15 protein-coding genes are annotated in these 13,768 nt (G+C 63.2%); 7 read left to right on the top strand and 8 right to left on the bottom strand.

The features are described 5' to 3' along the window. Positions 1 to 170 precede the first annotated feature (170 nt). Positions 171 to 1,523 carry an oxygen-independent coproporphyrinogen III oxidase gene (gene hemN, locus OVA00_RS00150; RefSeq protein WP_268087637.1) on the top strand — a complete coding sequence of 451 codons (1,353 nt, stop codon included), beginning with the start codon at positions 171 to 173 and terminating at the stop codon, positions 1,521 to 1,523. 460 nt (positions 1,524 to 1,983) lie between these two features. On the opposite strand, the gene OVA00_RS00145 is transcribed toward hemN, so the two are convergent. The 6 genes from OVA00_RS00145 to OVA00_RS00120 form a co-directional block, all read right to left on the bottom strand. Further along, positions 1,984 to 3,885 carry a nitric oxide reductase activation protein NorD gene (locus OVA00_RS00145; RefSeq protein WP_034790593.1) on the bottom strand — a complete coding sequence of 634 codons (1,902 nt, stop codon included), beginning with the start codon at positions 3,883 to 3,885 and terminating at the stop codon, positions 1,984 to 1,986. 8 nt (positions 3,886 to 3,893) lie between these two features. Continuing rightward, positions 3,894 to 4,706 (bottom strand): CbbQ/NirQ/NorQ/GpvN family protein, encoded by an 813-nt coding sequence (locus OVA00_RS00140; protein ID WP_034790595.1) that lies wholly within the window; start codon positions 4,704 to 4,706, stop codon positions 3,894 to 3,896. A 65-nt stretch (positions 4,707 to 4,771) separates the two neighbouring features. Beyond that, complete coding sequence (locus tag OVA00_RS00135) at positions 4,772 to 6,118, bottom strand: nitric-oxide reductase large subunit (RefSeq protein ID WP_034790597.1); 1,347 nt, start codon at positions 6,116 to 6,118, stop codon at positions 4,772 to 4,774. A gap of 24 nt (positions 6,119 to 6,142) precedes the next feature. Continuing rightward, positions 6,143 to 6,595 carry a c-type cytochrome gene (locus OVA00_RS00130; RefSeq protein ID WP_060521133.1) on the bottom strand — a complete coding sequence of 151 codons (453 nt, stop codon included), beginning with the start codon at positions 6,593 to 6,595 and terminating at the stop codon, positions 6,143 to 6,145. A gap of 158 nt (positions 6,596 to 6,753) precedes the next feature. Next, positions 6,754 to 7,032, bottom strand: coding sequence for a cytochrome C oxidase subunit IV family protein (locus tag OVA00_RS00125; RefSeq protein ID WP_034790601.1), 279 nt, complete (start codon positions 7,030 to 7,032; stop codon positions 6,754 to 6,756). A 5-nt stretch (positions 7,033 to 7,037) separates the two neighbouring features. After that, a complete protein-coding gene (locus OVA00_RS00120; protein WP_089044839.1) occupies positions 7,038 to 7,595 on the bottom strand; it encodes a cytochrome c oxidase subunit 3 in 558 nt (185 codons plus the stop codon). A 122-nt stretch (positions 7,596 to 7,717) separates the two neighbouring features. Here OVA00_RS00120 and OVA00_RS00115 point away from each other — a divergent pair, with 122 nt between their 5' ends. The 3 genes from OVA00_RS00115 (at position 7,718) to OVA00_RS00105 (ending at position 9,080) form a co-directional block, all read left to right on the top strand. Next, complete coding sequence (locus OVA00_RS00115) at positions 7,718 to 7,873, top strand: hypothetical protein (protein ID WP_089044838.1); 156 nt, start codon at positions 7,718 to 7,720, stop codon at positions 7,871 to 7,873. 78 nt (positions 7,874 to 7,951) lie between these two features. Next, positions 7,952 to 8,380 (top strand): hemerythrin domain-containing protein, encoded by a 429-nt coding sequence (locus tag OVA00_RS00110; protein ID WP_051659203.1) that lies wholly within the window; start codon positions 7,952 to 7,954, stop codon positions 8,378 to 8,380. Between the two features lie 10 nt (positions 8,381 to 8,390). Further along, on the top strand, positions 8,391 to 9,080 hold the full coding sequence (locus OVA00_RS00105) for an NnrU family protein (RefSeq protein ID WP_268087635.1): 690 nt from the start codon (positions 8,391 to 8,393) through the stop codon (positions 9,078 to 9,080). 1 nt (position 9,081) lies between these two features. On the opposite strand, the gene OVA00_RS00100 is transcribed toward OVA00_RS00105, so the two are convergent. Then, positions 9,082 to 9,672, bottom strand: a complete 591-nt coding sequence (locus OVA00_RS00100) for a UbiX family flavin prenyltransferase (protein ID WP_034790605.1) — start codon at positions 9,670 to 9,672, stop codon at positions 9,082 to 9,084. Then, complete coding sequence (locus OVA00_RS00095) at positions 9,669 to 11,180, bottom strand: UbiD family decarboxylase (protein WP_268087634.1); 1,512 nt, start codon at positions 11,178 to 11,180, stop codon at positions 9,669 to 9,671. The genes OVA00_RS00100 and OVA00_RS00095 overlap by 4 nt, the downstream gene beginning before the upstream one ends. Positions 11,181 to 11,295: 115 nt before the next feature. On the opposite strand from OVA00_RS00095, the gene ubiT reads away from it, so the two are divergent. The 3 genes from ubiT to ubiV are packed head-to-tail and all read left to right on the top strand — an operon-like array spanning position 11,296 to position 13,746. Next, positions 11,296 to 11,814 (top strand): ubiquinone anaerobic biosynthesis accessory factor UbiT, encoded by a 519-nt coding sequence (gene ubiT / locus OVA00_RS00090; RefSeq protein ID WP_034790616.1) that lies wholly within the window; start codon positions 11,296 to 11,298, stop codon positions 11,812 to 11,814. After that, a complete protein-coding gene (ubiU, locus tag OVA00_RS00085; protein WP_034790618.1) occupies positions 11,805 to 12,782 on the top strand; it encodes a ubiquinone anaerobic biosynthesis protein UbiU in 978 nt (325 codons plus the stop codon). The genes ubiT and ubiU overlap by 10 nt, the downstream gene beginning before the upstream one ends. Before the next feature lie 7 nt (positions 12,783 to 12,789). Further along, a complete protein-coding gene (ubiV, locus tag OVA00_RS00080) occupies positions 12,790 to 13,746 on the top strand; it encodes a ubiquinone anaerobic biosynthesis protein UbiV (protein ID WP_268087632.1) in 957 nt (318 codons plus the stop codon). The last annotated feature ends 22 nt before the right edge of the window (positions 13,747 to 13,768 follow it).

Here is a 13,768-nt window from a genome sequence, read left to right as displayed (position 1 = left end):
ACACGCCCCGGATTTCCGCAACCTAGCGACAGCGCCGCCGCGACATTTTGTCGAAGCGCAAACAAATCTCGCTTTGGCCTCGACCAACCCCATCCTTGACTTTTCGCAAAGAGGTGCCTGCCGGCGCGGCCTACAAAAGCTGTATCCATCGCCACCCAGATGAGGACGAAATGTTAGCTTCCGCGCTCCTGAAATACGGTGAAATGCGCCTGCCGCGCTACACGAGTTACCCGACCGCACCGCGCTTTGCCGCTGATGTCGACGATCACACCTACGGCGACTGGCTGAAGGCGATCCCCGAGGGGCAGAACGTGTCGCTCTACCTGCACATCCCCTTCTGTCGTTCCATGTGCTGGTACTGTGGCTGCCACACGACGATCACCAAGAAGGACGACCCGATCCTCGACTATCTCGATGTACTCCGAGACGAGATCCGCATGGTCGCCGATACCATTGGCCAGCCGCTTCCGGTCTCGGAGGTACATTTTGGCGGCGGCACGCCGACGATCATCGAGCCACGTGAATTCCTTGCGCTGATGACGTTGATGGGCGAGCGCTTCGCGCTGTCACCATCGGCCAATGTCGCCGTCGAGATCGATCCGCGCCGGCTGACGCTCGCGATGGCCGAGGCACTCGGCGAAGGCGGCGTTAGGCGTGCCAGCCTCGGCGTGCAGAGCTTCGATCCCGTCGTGCAGAAGGCGATCAACCGCATCCAGAGCGAGAAGCAGACGGCCGAAGCCGTCGACCATCTGCGCGGCGCGGGCATCGGTGGCATCAATTTCGACCTGATCTACGGCCTGCCGCATCAGACGGTGCGCTCCTGCGTCGAGACGGTCGAAGCGGCCGCGGCGATGCGACCGGAACGGTTCGCGGTTTTCGGTTACGCCCATGTGCCGAGCTTCAAGAAGCACCAGCGCATGATCGACGAGAACGCGCTGCCCGACAGTGCCGCCCGCGCCGAACAGGCGATGGCGATCAGCGAAGCGTTGGTCAAAGCCGGCTACCGCCAGATCGGCCTCGATCATTTTGCGCTTCCTGACGACGATCTCGTCACCGCCCAGGAGGCTGGGCAGCTCCGCCGCAACTTCCAGGGCTATACGACCGACACTTGCGAAACGCTGATCGGTTTCGGCGCCTCGGCAATCGGCCGCTCGCGCGACGGTTATGTCCAGAACGAGGTGCCCCCCGGCGTCTATGCAAGCCGCATCGCATCGGGACGGCTCGCAACCACCAAGGGCTACCGACTGACCGACGAGGACCGTTTGCGCGCCGCGATCATCGAGCGGCTGATGTGCGATTTCAGCGCGGATATGTCCGCAATCGCCGCAGCGCATGGCCGGGACTGGCAATCGTTCGTCGACAGCAATAGCAAACTGGCCGAACTGCGAAAGGATAGCGTGATCGATATCGCTGATGGCGTCATCACTGTGCATCCCGAGCACCGCTTCGTCATCCGCGCGGTGGCGGCGGCCTTCGATGCCTATATCGACGAGCCCCAGAGGGTGCACAGCAAGGCGGCTTGAGTGCGCTGATCGCCGGGAAGGTTTGATATTGCGAGCCTTCCCGGCGCAATCACGCCGGCAAAGCGTCATCCGTCTCTTCCGTCATGCTCGGGCACGACCCGAGCACTTCGTTATTTTGTGCCACGAAATACGTTCGGATGCGCCTTGGATCCTCGCCTCAAGGGCGACGATGACGAAGTTTGGGGCAACTGCGCTCCCTGAAAACGAGCCGTTTCCAAGCTTATCGCTGGCAGCTCAGCGATACACTTTGGCAAAACTGCCCATCCAACACGTCATGCCCGGCTTTTCCCGAGCATCGAGACCCAGCCTCCTCCCCCCGAGAATAGCCGCGAGCGGATCGGCAAATCCGTCCCGAATGGCCGCGAAACGGCGTACGCGCGGCGGGCATACGGCTTCCGTTGAATCAAAGAGGCCCGGCGGTTGCAGGGCCTCTTGCTTCTCTCTCGACTTGGGGACCGCCCTACCCCACCAGATTGCGGTAGATCGCCGGCAGTGCCGCCGGCAGCCGCGAGATGTTGCCGACTACGGAATAGCCGTTCTGGCCGAACATGGCGGGCACGTAGGACTTCGCCTCCCGGTCGACCGTGACAGCGAAGGTGTTTATGCCGCTGCGCCGTGCCTCCGTGACCGCGCGACGGCTATCCTCGAGCGCAAAACGCCCCTCGTAGTGATCGATATCGTTGGGCTTGCCATCGGTCAGAACAAGCAAGAGCTTCTTGCGGTTCGGCTGCCGACGAAGCTCGGCCGAGGCATGCCGGATCGCAGCACCGATGCGGGTATAGTAGCCGGGTTTCAGTGCGGCAATGCGCGCTTCGACCAGCGGCCCCATAGCCTCGTTGAAGGCCTTCACGGTTTCCACCCGCACCCAGTCACGCCGCCTTGAGGTGAAGGTAAGGATCGAGTGGTTGTCGCCGCAGGCCGACAGCCCGTGCGCAAGGATGAGCAAAGCTTCTTTTTCCACGTCGAGCACCCGCCGGTTGTCTGACCAGGAATCGGTCGACAGCGACACGTCGACGAGGATCGTCACCGCCAGGTCATGCACCTGCGGCCGACTCATCAGATGGATGCGGTCGCTGCCCTGGCCGCCGGCGGCGAGATCGGTGCGGGCACGCACGACCGCGTCGAGATCGAGATCGGCGCCGTCAAGTTGTGCACGCAGCATCTCGTGCCGCGGGCGCAGCACTTCGAACTGGCGCCGCACCCGGCGGATCAAGCTCCGGCTTTCCTCGGTCAGTTCGCTCCGCTCTTCCTGGGCGGAAGCCGGCATTGCCAGCACGCGGCAATGGTCCTTGAGGTACTGCCCGGTCCGGTAGTTCCATTCGGGATAGGTCAGCTCGGCCGTCAGCGGCGTCGGATCGACGGCTTCCGGCGGCAGATCGAGATCGAAGCGGAATCGCGCCGAGGGCCGTCCCTTGCGCTCGCCGAGCGTCATGTCGTCCAGTTCCTCGGCAGCCTTGCTGTCGTGGTCGTCGCTGTCGTCGCCGGGACGGTCGACGTTGACCATCTCGGCCATGGCCAGGATCTTCTCGAAGCGATTGAGGATGAACGGGCTGCGTTCGCCCTTGCGGTTCTCCGGGTTTTCGCGCACCGCCACGTGGCGCTCAACCTCGACACCCTCACTCTGCGTGCCCGCTGTCGCGGCCACATCTTCGTCGCGCACGGTCGTGGTTTCGGCCCGCAACAGCGTGTCCGGCCATAGCGGCATCGGCAGCATCGGCAGGTAGCCGGGCGGCGCACGATGCGGGAAGATCACCGGCAGCGTCGTATCTGCCTCGCCTGTGGCCCTGCGCAACAGCCGCAGGATGCGGTTTTCAAGATGCTGCTCGATCGACGGCAGAGCGCCCCGCTTCCGCTCGGCAAGGGTAGCCTCGGCCAGACGCCGATAGCGCCGCCTAAGGCCTGGGAACCGCTGGAAGACGTCCTCGACCGTTTCCAGCGCGCGCGATATCAGCGCCAGGTCACGACGGAGCGGATCGGTCTCGCTGACGGGGTCGACCGGCATCGTCGCCATATAGGCGACGAGCCAGTGATAGAGATCCTGGTTCAGGTCTTTCGTCGGAAAAATGTCGATCTCGCCCGGCAGCATCAAGGACGCGTGGTCACGCGCCGGCTGGACGAGCTTCTCTTCGCCAAGTCCCATGCGCTGCCGCCACCGCAAGCGATGGGTCGACGTGCGCCCGCGGGCGGGCACGATCTGCACCGCTGGCTCGCCGCCATGTCCGCGAAAGCAAACGCCGAGCACCGGCAGCATGTCGGCGAGCTTCACCGCCTCCTCCGGATAACGCCGCCATGTTCTGGTGTTGCCGACGAAACGGTGCCAGGCTCGTCCGACGGTTTCTTCGAGCTCGAGGAAATCAAGCATGGCTCACCTCAGGCGATCAGAGAACCGGCCACTTCGAGAAGTGCTGAGCGCACATCCGGTTCGTCGGTCAGAGGCTCGATCATCGCGGCCCGCACCGCATCCTTCACCGGCATTCCGGCATCAATCAGCGAGGCGCAATAGACGAGCAGCCGGGTCGACACGCCTTCTTCGAGATCATGCCCTTTCAGAGCGCGCAGGCGCTGCGCGAGGTTGACGAGCGGCGCCACCTGGCTCTCCAGCAGTCCGCTCTCTTGCGAAACGACTGAAATCTCCGCGTTGCGCGGCAGGAAATCGAACTCGATCGCCACGAAGCGCTGACGGGTGCTCGGCTTCAGGCTCTTCAAAAGGTTCTGGTAGCCGGGATTGTAGGACACGATCAGCATGAAGCTCGACGGTGCTTCGAGCAGTTCGCCGGTCCGTTCAAGCGGTAACATGCGGCGGTCGTCGGTCAGTGGATGCAGGACGACGGCCACGTCCTTCCGGGCTTCCACGATCTCGTCGAGATAGCAGACGCCGCCGTTGCGCACGGCCCGGGTCAGGGGGCCGTCGACCCAGACGGTGTCGCCACCCTTGAGCAGATAGCGACCGGTAAGGTCGGCGGCGGCCAGATCGTCATGGCAGGAAACGGTCGAAAGCGGCAGGCCGAGCTTCGCTGCCATGTGGCTGACGAAGCGGGTCTTGCCGCATCCTGTTGGTCCCTTCAAGAGCAGCGGCAGCTGGCGCACCCAGGCGCTTTCGAACAACGCGCATTCATTGCCGGAGGGGCTATAGGCGGGGATATCGAGCGACGCGCGACTGACGGCAGATTGGACAGGGCTCATGGCAAGTCTCCATGCTGGGAATTCTTGGGGAGATGCCGGCGCGGCGAGCCGCGCCGGCTGGTCGGTTATTCAGCGGGTTGGACGACACCGGCGAGCTTCTCGCTGCGCTCGCGTCCGGGCACCAGAACGGCCCAGATGAACATCAGCGCCGAGATCAGGACGACGGCACCGGAACCGAGGCGGATCCAGTAGAACAGCGCCAGCTGGTCCTGGACGTCCATGTAGCTTTCGCCGAGCACGCGCTGCAGATGCGCCTGGAGAACACCGGCAAAGGTCAGCGCGAAGGTCATGACCGACATGGCGGTGCACATGATCCAGAAGCTCACCATCGACAGCCACTGGTTATACGGCGCACGGCCGCGGATCTCCGGGATGGCATAGGCCATGACCGCGAGGTTCAGCATCACGTAGGCGCCGAAGAAGGCGAGGTGTCCATGGGCCGCGGTCACCTGGGTGCCGTGGGTATAGTAGTTCACCGAAGACAGCGTGTGCAGGAAGCCCCAGACGCCAGCGCCGAAGAAGGCCATGACCGAGCAGCCGATCGACCAGAGGAGGGCTGCGCGGTTCGGATGCTTGCGGCCGGCCTTCCAGGTCATCACGAAGGTGAAGACCACCATGGTGAAGAAGGGGGCCACTTCCAGCGTCGAGAACAGCGAACCGATCCACTGCCAGTAGCCCGGCGCGCCGATCCAGTAGTAGTGGTGGCCCGTGCCGAGGATGCCGGAGAAGAGCGCCAGGCCGACGATGACATAGAGCCATTTTTCGACGACCTCACGGTCGATGCCGTTGAGCTTGATCATCAGGAAGGCGAGCACCGATGCCATGATCAGTTCCCAGACGCCTTCGACCCAGAGATGGACTACGTACCACCAGTACATCTTGTCGAGCGCCAGGTTGATCGGATTGTAGAAAGCGAAGAGGAAGAAGATCGCGACACCCCAAAGCCCGAAGATCAGGATGTTGGTGACGGTCGTCTTGCGGCCTTTCAACACCGTCAGCGTGATGTTGTAGAGGAACATCAGCGCGACGATGACGATACCGACCTTGATCGCGAAGGGCTGCTCGAGGAACTCACGCCCCTCGTGGATGTGCATGAGGTAGCCGACGACGGCAATGGCAGCGGCGATCAGGAAGATCCAGAACTGCGCGATGGCGATCTTCGTGCTGTAGAGCTCGGTTTCTGCCTCTTCCGGCAGCAGGTAGTAGGTCGCGCCCATGAAGCCCATGAGCAGCCAGACGATCAGCGCGTTGGTGTGGACCATGCGCACGATGTTGAAGGGCAGGAGCTCGGAGAGCGTGTTGGGCAGGACGTAGATGGTGCCGGCAAGCACGCCGAACAGCACCTGGGCGAGAAACAGGCCAAGCGCTCCGTAGAAATAGAGCATCGCGACCTTTTGGGTTTGGTATTTCATGGTGTCACACTCCACTCGGTTCGCTTAACCTGCCTCGTTCGGCGGCCAGTTCTGGGTCTTGATGCGGCTCGTCCATTCGAGGAAGTCGGCGAGGTCGTTGAGTTCCTGTTCGGTGAGATTGAACTGCGGCATCTGCCGCCGTCCCTCGATGCCGGTCGGCTGGGCAGCCATCCAGGCCTTAAGCGTATCGCGGGCGCCATCCGGATCGGCCTCGCCGCCGAATCGCTTCCAGACGTTGCCGAGCTCGGGCGCGAAATAGGCGCCCTCGCCGAGAAGCGTGTGGCAGTTGATACAGGAGTTCTTTTCCCAGACGTGTTTGCCGCGGGCGACCGCATCGGTCAGCGTCGACTCATCCGTCGAAGTCGTCCGCATGTAGTAGTGGCTGTGGGCGGTCAGCCCGACGAAGATTGCGAAGAAAAAGAAGGACCCGCCGTAAAAGACGTTACGGGCCCCGGTTTTGGTGAGGCGTTCTGCCATCACGTGGTCCTTTCGATTTCAGTTGGCCGCTGAGAGTGCGGCCGGCTGATCTGATCCCCTCCCCGTGCGGCGCAGCCGGCAACAATCGGGGCGACCTCATGTCTAGGGAAATCGGCGGCGGCTTCTTTGCGTTTCGGCAAACAAGTCCGCGGCTAGCCTCAGCTGATGAAAGCAGTGCTCAGGACCAGCTTCGCTGCAGCGACGAGGACGAGTGCTGCGGGCCAGATCAAAAGGCCAAGACGAAGGGCCGACGGCGCCTGCCGGAGCCCCATGAAATCGAGCGCGACGAACCGGCTTTTGACGATGGCGAGCCCGAGCAACACGACGATGACGAGGGTGGCCGGCCCGGCGACCGCCATCAGCGCCATGCCCGACATCACGGCTACGGCAAGCAGCAGCCAGGTCTTGAACAATTGTCTGGGATTGCGATCGGTCATGGCACTCACACGAGATAGACGAGCGGGAACATCACGATCCAGACCAGATCGATCACGTGCCAGAGCGTGGTGATCAGCTCGACATTGCCGGGTTTCGGTCGCCAGGCAACGATGATGAGCACGAAGGCACCGAAGACGACGTGCAGCAGATGGAAGCCCGTGACGAGAAAATAGAGCTCGAAGAAGGAGCCGAACTGAGGATCGCCGGCAACGCCGGCCTCGGCGCTATATTCGAAGAGCTTGATCCCCACGAAGGCGAAGCCGAAAAGTGCTGCATTCACCAGCGCCCGCCGACGCTGCTTAAGCGATGCACTCGGCCTCGTCGCCAAGGCCGCCTGCCAGCCGCTTGTCAAAAGAACAAGCGTGTTGATACCGGCAAGCAGCGGATCGAGATGCGAGCGGGCGGCGGCAAACGCGTCCGGCTGGAGAAGACCCACAATCAGGAAGCCGACAAGCAGAATACCGAACGCGGCAAGTTCACTCCAGACGAGCACCCAGAGCAGCAAGGCGTCCGTCGTATCCTCTTCCACCGTTGCGGCAATCGGATGACTGCGGGCATCCATGTCAGCGCCTCCGTTCAAAAAACATCGTTCGAGCTAGGCGCGAGCGCGCACCCTGTCTTTGCGATTGAGCAAAGAAGCCGGCAGGGGGCGGGGCTATTGGCTGACAACAAAGGAGCCTTCCGATGACAGACGCACAGATCGGCCTTTCCGTCGCCACCCCCATCATCATCGTCTTCGCCCTCGTGCTCTATCGCATGGGCGTGCTTCAGCGCGGCGCGACGCTGTCGGCGATCCTCTCCTCCGTTGCGATCGCCATCGTTCTGTTTCTCGATCGCTGATCTGCAGACTTTGAGAAATGTCAAAGAGGATCATTGCCGTCGGGTGTAGTTCGAACCAACACTCAACGGAGCAGATCGATGCAGCAGCAATTTTCAGAACATCACGAGCTGGGGCAGGCTTACCGCGAGCTTTTATCCCTGTGTGATCGCCTCGAGACGCTGGCCGATTCCATCCCGCGCCGCATCGACCTGACGAGCTGCCGCGTGATCCTGACGGAGCTGCCGGAAAAGCTCAGGCGCGTCCACGCGCTGGAGGAAATGATCTTGTTTCCAGCAGTCGAAATTCAGCGGGCAGACGACGGCCGTTACGCCTTGATCGCACGGCTGCGCGCCGAGCATGACCAGGACGATCGGGCAGCCGTCGAGCTGGTACGTGTGCTGAAGGCGGTTCTCGACAACAGGCCATCGCTCAGCTGGGATGCGATCGGCTACATGCTGCGGGGCTTCTTCGAAACGGTTCGCCGCCATGTCGCAACGGAGCGCCTGCTTCTCTGGCGCCATGCGTGAGACAACCGATATGACCTATTTTCTCCTCGCCTTCGCCGTCTTCCTGCTGCTCCATCTGGTGCCGGCCTGGCCGGCGTTACGCCAGGGCCTGATCGACCGGCTCGGTCGCTCGACCTATTTCGCGGTGTATTCGCTTCTTTCCGTGCTTGCTCTCGGCTTCGTCTTTCACGCGGCCCTTCAGCTCGATTTCATCCCGCTCTGGGAACCGGCGGCCTGGCAGGCCTGGGTAACCTTCGTGCTGGCGCCACTCGGCATCTTTCTCGTGCTGGCTGGCCTCTTCAGCGAAAACGCGCTGTCGATCTCCATCTATCAGGGAAACGAGCGGCCCGGCGCCATCGTAACGATCACCCGTCACCCGGTGCTCTGGGGCTTCCTGCTCTGGGCCGCCGGTCACATCGTGCCCAATGGCGACTTGCGCGCGCTGGTTCTTTTCGGCGGTTTCGCACTGTTTTCCGCCGGTGGCTTCTTCATGCTTGAAAAGCGTGCCCGCCGGCATTTGGGTGACAACTGGCAAGCGGCCTCGAAGGGCACGTCAGTCTGGCCCTTTGCGGCCATCATTCGAGGCGAAACCCGTTTGCGCGCCGATCCCGTGATGATCATCGCCGCCTTTGCCACCGTCGCGATTGCCGTGTGGCTGCTGCTTGGCGGTCACGAGGTCCTGTTCGGCGCCGATCCGCTGCTTCAGGCCACCGTCTCCTAGATCACGATGATTTTTGGTCCTCACCCTGCCAGGCCATAGCCTGCGGGGTGATCGGCAGTGCCAGCAGGTCGATCGCTCGGGCCGCCAGATGGTCGACGATGGCCGAGACGCTCTCAGGCCGATGATAGAAGGCCGGCACCGGCGGCATGATAATCGCCCCCATTTCCGTGACGGCGCACATATTGCGCAGGTGACCGAGATGCAGCGGTGTCTCGCGTGCCATCAGCACCAGCCTGCGCCGCTCCTTCAGATGCACGTCGGCTGCCCGTACCACGAGGTTATCGGCCATGCCGGCAGAGATCGCCGCAAGTGAGCGCATGGAGCACGGCGCGACGATCATGCCGGCCGTCGAAAACGATCCGCTCGCAATCGCCGCGCCGATATCGGCGTGGTCATAGGTCCGCGCGGCCAGACGCAGCAGGGATGGAAGAGCGCCTGCGCCGACCTCATGCGCGAGCGTGCGGTGCGCCGCCGGCGACAGAACCAGATGCAGCTCGACGCTTTCGATTTCGCTGAGCCGCTCCGCGATGCGCACCGCAATCGCAGCACCCGAAGCCCCGGTGACACCGAGGACGATCTTCAACCGGTTCATCGGGTCAGCCCTCCTAGCCCGAGACCGGCCCAGATCGCATCGACCTGACCCACGACCTCCGGCGACATTTCGAGCACCCGCCCCCATTCACGGTCGGTCTCGGCGCCAATCTTGTTGGTGGCGTCGAGCCCGAGCTTGCCACCGAGGCCGGAGCGTGGCGACGCGAAGTCGAGATAGTCGATCGGCGTGCCCTCGATCACGGTCACGTCGCGGCTGGCATCGAAGCGGGTCGCAAGAGCCCACATTACGTCGGACCAGTTGCGCACGTCGATATCCGGGTCGACGGCGATGATCAGCTTGGTGTAGCTGAACTGCGGCAAGACAGACCAAAGCCCCATCATCACGCGCTTGGCCTGACCGGGATAACGCTTGTCGATCGCGACGACCATGGCTCTGTAGGAGCAGGCCTCCGGCGGCAACCAGAGATCGGATATCTCCGGAAACTGCTTGCGAACCAGTGGCACGAACAGCCTGTTCATCGCCTCTCCGAGCCGCGAAGGCTCGTCCGGCGGTCGGCCGGTATAGGTGGAAAGATAGAGCGGATTCCGACGCATGGTGATCGCCGACAGACGCATGATCGGGAACGGCTCCACCGAATTGTAATAGCCGGTATGGTCGCCATAGGGGCCCTCCTCCGCGGTCTCGCTCGCCGACACCGTACCTTCGATCACGATCTCCGCATTGGCCGGCACTGAAAGTGGCACGGTCTTCGCTTTTACGAGTTGCGTCCTGCCGCGCCGAAGCAGGCCTGAGAAATTCAGCTCGCTCAGTCCGTCCGGCAGCGGCATGACCGCAGAAAGGATCGTCGCTGGGTCGGCACCGATGACGACCGCGATCGGCATGTCCTGACCCAGGCGTTGCCAGAGACGATGGTGGCGGGCGCCGCCGCGGTGGGCGAGCCAGCGCACGATGGCGCGATCGGGCCCTAGCACCTGCATGCGATAGATCCCGACATTGACATCGAACGGATCATCCGGCGCGCGCGTGATCACCAGTGGCCAGGTAATCAGCGGCGCCGGCTCTCCCGGCCAGCACCATTGAACCGGCAGGCGCCCAAGGTCGATTTCCTGATCGCGCCAGACGACCTCCTGACACAGCGGACGCGTTACCTTTCGTGGCCGCATATACATCGCCGATCGGAGCAGAGGCAGCCGATCCCAGGCGTCGCGCAGCGACTGCGGCGCTCTCGGATCGCGCAGCTCCGCAAGTTCACCCGCAAGCGCATCGAGCCCGCCCGGCGCCAGGCCGAAACCACGCTCGATCCGGCGTTCCGACCCGAAGAGATTGGTCAGAAGCGGGATCGGTTGTGCGGCGCCTGTCGCATCGACCGGCCGCTCGAAGAGAAGCGCCGGCCCGTCGGCGGCAAGCACGCGGCGGTGGATTTCGGTCACCTCATGCACCAGCGAAACCGGTCGCGAAATCCGCTTCAAATCGCCGTCGCGCTCGAGCGCGTCGATAAAATCCTGAAGCGTTGCAAAGCCCTTTGACGGGCGAAAGGTCCTGTTCATGGAGCCTGTTTGTGGCGGCGAATGGCCCTTGTCTTTGACGTGGCGCAAACAACGACCGGCAGCAGGCGACTAGCATGCGCCGCATCGTTCGATTCCGACGCTCCACAGGTAGCAAATGACACTTCCGCTCGCGATCACCGCCCCCCTTAGCTTCGTTCCCATCGTCGCCATCGAAAGCGTGGTGCAGCGCGTCTTTGCCCATGTGATCGCGAGCCATCCGGGCCTCTTCGACCGTCTCGCGGATCATGCAGCCAAGCGCTACGCCTTCCAGCCGTCTGACCTGCCGATCGGCTTCCTTGTCGAACCGGCCGTGCCGCGCATCTCCGTACATCGCAAGGAGCGCACGCCGGTTTCCGATGCCTGCATGGAAGGCGAGCTCGTACTGCTCTTGGCGCTGCTCGAGGGCCGCATCGACGGCGACGCCGTGTTCTTTTCGCGCGATCTTGCCGTCAGCGGCGACATGGAGGCGATGCTGGCGCTGCGCAACGCACTCGACGACTGCGAGATCGACCTTCCAAGCGATCTCGCTGACATGGCCGGACCGCTGGCCCCGCTCGTGCGCCGCGCGGGAGAAAAGATCCGCGAACGTGCGCTTGGCCGCGTTCTCAAGGAGGAGGCTCCCCAATGGAACTGATCTGCCCCGCCGGCACGCCAGCTGCCTTCCGCGAAGCCGTCGATGCCGGTGCCGACGCGGTCTATTGCGGCTTTCGCGATGAGACGAACGCCCGCAATTTTCCGGGCTTGAACTTCTCGCGCGACGAACTCCGAACGGCAATTGCCTATGCCAAGCAGCGCAGGGTGATGACCTTTGTTGCGATCAACACCTTCATGCGCGCCGGCCAGGAGACGCTCTGGCATCAGGCGGTGGATGACGCCGTGGCACTTGGTGCCGATGCCGTCATCCTCGCGGATTTCGGCCTGATGGCTTATACGGTGGAACGCCATCCGCAGCAGCGGCTGCACGTTTCCGTCCAGGCCTCGGCCTCGAATGCCGACGCCGTGCGCTTCCTCGTCGAGACCTTCGCGGCAAAACGCGTTGTGTTGCCGCGCACCCTGACGATCGCCGACATCGCTCGCCTTGCCAAACAGATCGATTGCGAGATCGAGGTCTTTGCCTTCGGCGGCCTCTGTGTCATGGCCGAGGGGCGCTGTTCGCTCTCTTCCTACGCCACGGGCAAGTCGCCCAACATGAACGGTGTCTGCTCGCCCGCAAGCCACGTGCGCTATCGCCAGGACGGACGCGAGCTGGTGTCCGAGCTCGGCGATTACACTATCAACCGCTTCCCGGCGGGCGAAGCCGCTGGCTATCCGACGCTCTGCAAGGGGCGCTTCGACATTGCGGAGGACCGCGGCTACGCCTTCGAGGACCCGGTTTCACTCGACGTCATGGACCATATCGATGCCCTGCGCAGCGCCGGCGTCAGCGCGCTGAAGATCGAGGGCCGGCAGCGCGGCAAGGCCTATGTCGCCGAGGTCGTGTCAGTGATGCGGCGGGCACTGACCGCCAGCGCCACCGAGCGGCCCGCATTGGTGTCGCGGCTGAAGGCGCTCAGCGAAGGCCAGAAGACGACAACAGGCGCCTACGAAAAGCGCTGGAGGTAATCGGCCCATGACCATATCGACAAGCCCATCCAAGCCCGTCCTGAGCCTCGGCCCGGTCTACTATCTCTGGGATGGCCCCAAATGGCGCGATTTTTATTTCCGCATTGCCGACGAAGCGCCGATCGCCCACGTCACGATCGGCGAGGCCGTCTGCTCGAAGCGGCTGCATTTCATCGAGCCCTTTGTCGGCGAGGTCATCGAACGGCTGGAGAATGCCGGCAAGCAAGTAAGCCTCGCCTCGCTCGCGCTGGTGACGCTGGAACGTGAAAGCCAGTTGGTGCGCGGGCTTGTGCGTGACAGCGCCCATCCGATCGAGGTCAATGACCTATCCGCGCTCCACCTGCTTGCCGGCAAGCCGCATTCGATCGGGCCGCTGGTCAACGTCTATAACGGCGCGACCGCCCGGCTCTTGGGGTCGAGGGGCGCGACGAGCATCTGTCTGCCGCCAGAACTGCCGATGACGTCGGTGCGCGGCATTATCGAGGAAAGTCCGGGGGTCGACTTCGAGGTCTTCGCGTTCGGCCGCGTACCGCTGGCGATTTCGGCGCGTTGCGCCCATGCCCGCTCCAAGGGGCTGATCAAGGACAATTGCCAGTTCATCTGCGGCGAAGACCCTGACGGCCTGACCGTCGAGACCCTCGACAGCCAGCCTTTTCTGGCGCTGAACGGCGTACAGACCATGTCGCACACCTGCCAGGCGCTGATCCAGGAACTGCCAGAGCTTGCCGCCGCCGGCGTTTCCCGCGTTCGGCTGTCGCCGCAGGATTGCGACATGGCGGCCGTGGCCCGCATCTTCGACGATGTCATCGCCGGGCGATGCTCACCACGTGAAGCACAGGCGGATCTTGGCGGCGTTTACCCAAACAGGCCGTTTTCCAATGGTTTCCACCACCGTCAGACAGGAGCGGCATGGATATCCGCAGACGCTGGTGCAAGGGCAAGGGCAAGGGCAAGGGCAAGGTAGTCGGTTACTGGGAGGTGTCCCG

It is taken from the genome of Ensifer sp. SL37, from assembly GCF_026672675.1.
Classification (GTDB): domain Bacteria; phylum Pseudomonadota; class Alphaproteobacteria; order Rhizobiales; family Rhizobiaceae; genus Ensifer; species Ensifer adhaerens.
The sequence above is the reverse complement of the archived record's forward strand: the minus strand, read 5'-3'. Positions and strand labels throughout refer to the sequence as shown.

Excerpts from the sequence above, each read along its gene's own strand:
- OVA00_RS00105 (WP_268087635.1), top strand. The coding sequence starts at position 8,391 with ATGACCTATTTTCTCCTCGCCTTCGCCGTCTTCCTGCTGCTCCATCTG.
- ubiV (WP_268087632.1), top strand. The coding sequence starts at position 12,790 with ATGACCATATCGACAAGCCCATCCAAGCCCGTCCTGAGCCTCGGCCCG.
- OVA00_RS00145 (WP_034790593.1), bottom strand. The coding sequence starts at position 3,885 with ATGCTTGATTTCCTCGAGCTCGAAGAAACCGTCGGACGAGCCTGGCAC.
- OVA00_RS00115 (WP_089044838.1), top strand. The coding sequence starts at position 7,718 with ATGACAGACGCACAGATCGGCCTTTCCGTCGCCACCCCCATCATCATC.
- OVA00_RS00135 (WP_034790597.1), bottom strand. The coding sequence starts at position 6,118 with ATGAAATACCAAACCCAAAAGGTCGCGATGCTCTATTTCTACGGAGCG.
- ubiU (WP_034790618.1), top strand. The coding sequence starts at position 11,805 with ATGGAACTGATCTGCCCCGCCGGCACGCCAGCTGCCTTCCGCGAAGCC.
- OVA00_RS00130 (WP_060521133.1), bottom strand. The coding sequence starts at position 6,595 with ATGGCAGAACGCCTCACCAAAACCGGGGCCCGTAACGTCTTTTACGGC.
- hemN (WP_268087637.1), top strand. The coding sequence starts at position 171 with ATGTTAGCTTCCGCGCTCCTGAAATACGGTGAAATGCGCCTGCCGCGC.
- OVA00_RS00100 (WP_034790605.1), bottom strand. The coding sequence starts at position 9,672 with ATGAACCGGTTGAAGATCGTCCTCGGTGTCACCGGGGCTTCGGGTGCT.
- OVA00_RS00110 (WP_051659203.1), top strand. The coding sequence starts at position 7,952 with ATGCAGCAGCAATTTTCAGAACATCACGAGCTGGGGCAGGCTTACCGC.
- OVA00_RS00125 (WP_034790601.1), bottom strand. The coding sequence starts at position 7,032 with ATGACCGATCGCAATCCCAGACAATTGTTCAAGACCTGGCTGCTGCTT.
- OVA00_RS00095 (WP_268087634.1), bottom strand. The coding sequence starts at position 11,180 with ATGAACAGGACCTTTCGCCCGTCAAAGGGCTTTGCAACGCTTCAGGAT.
- OVA00_RS00120 (WP_089044839.1), bottom strand. The coding sequence starts at position 7,595 with ATGGATGCCCGCAGTCATCCGATTGCCGCAACGGTGGAAGAGGATACG.
- ubiT (WP_034790616.1), top strand. The coding sequence starts at position 11,296 with ATGACACTTCCGCTCGCGATCACCGCCCCCCTTAGCTTCGTTCCCATC.
- OVA00_RS00140 (WP_034790595.1), bottom strand. The coding sequence starts at position 4,706 with ATGAGCCCTGTCCAATCTGCCGTCAGTCGCGCGTCGCTCGATATCCCC.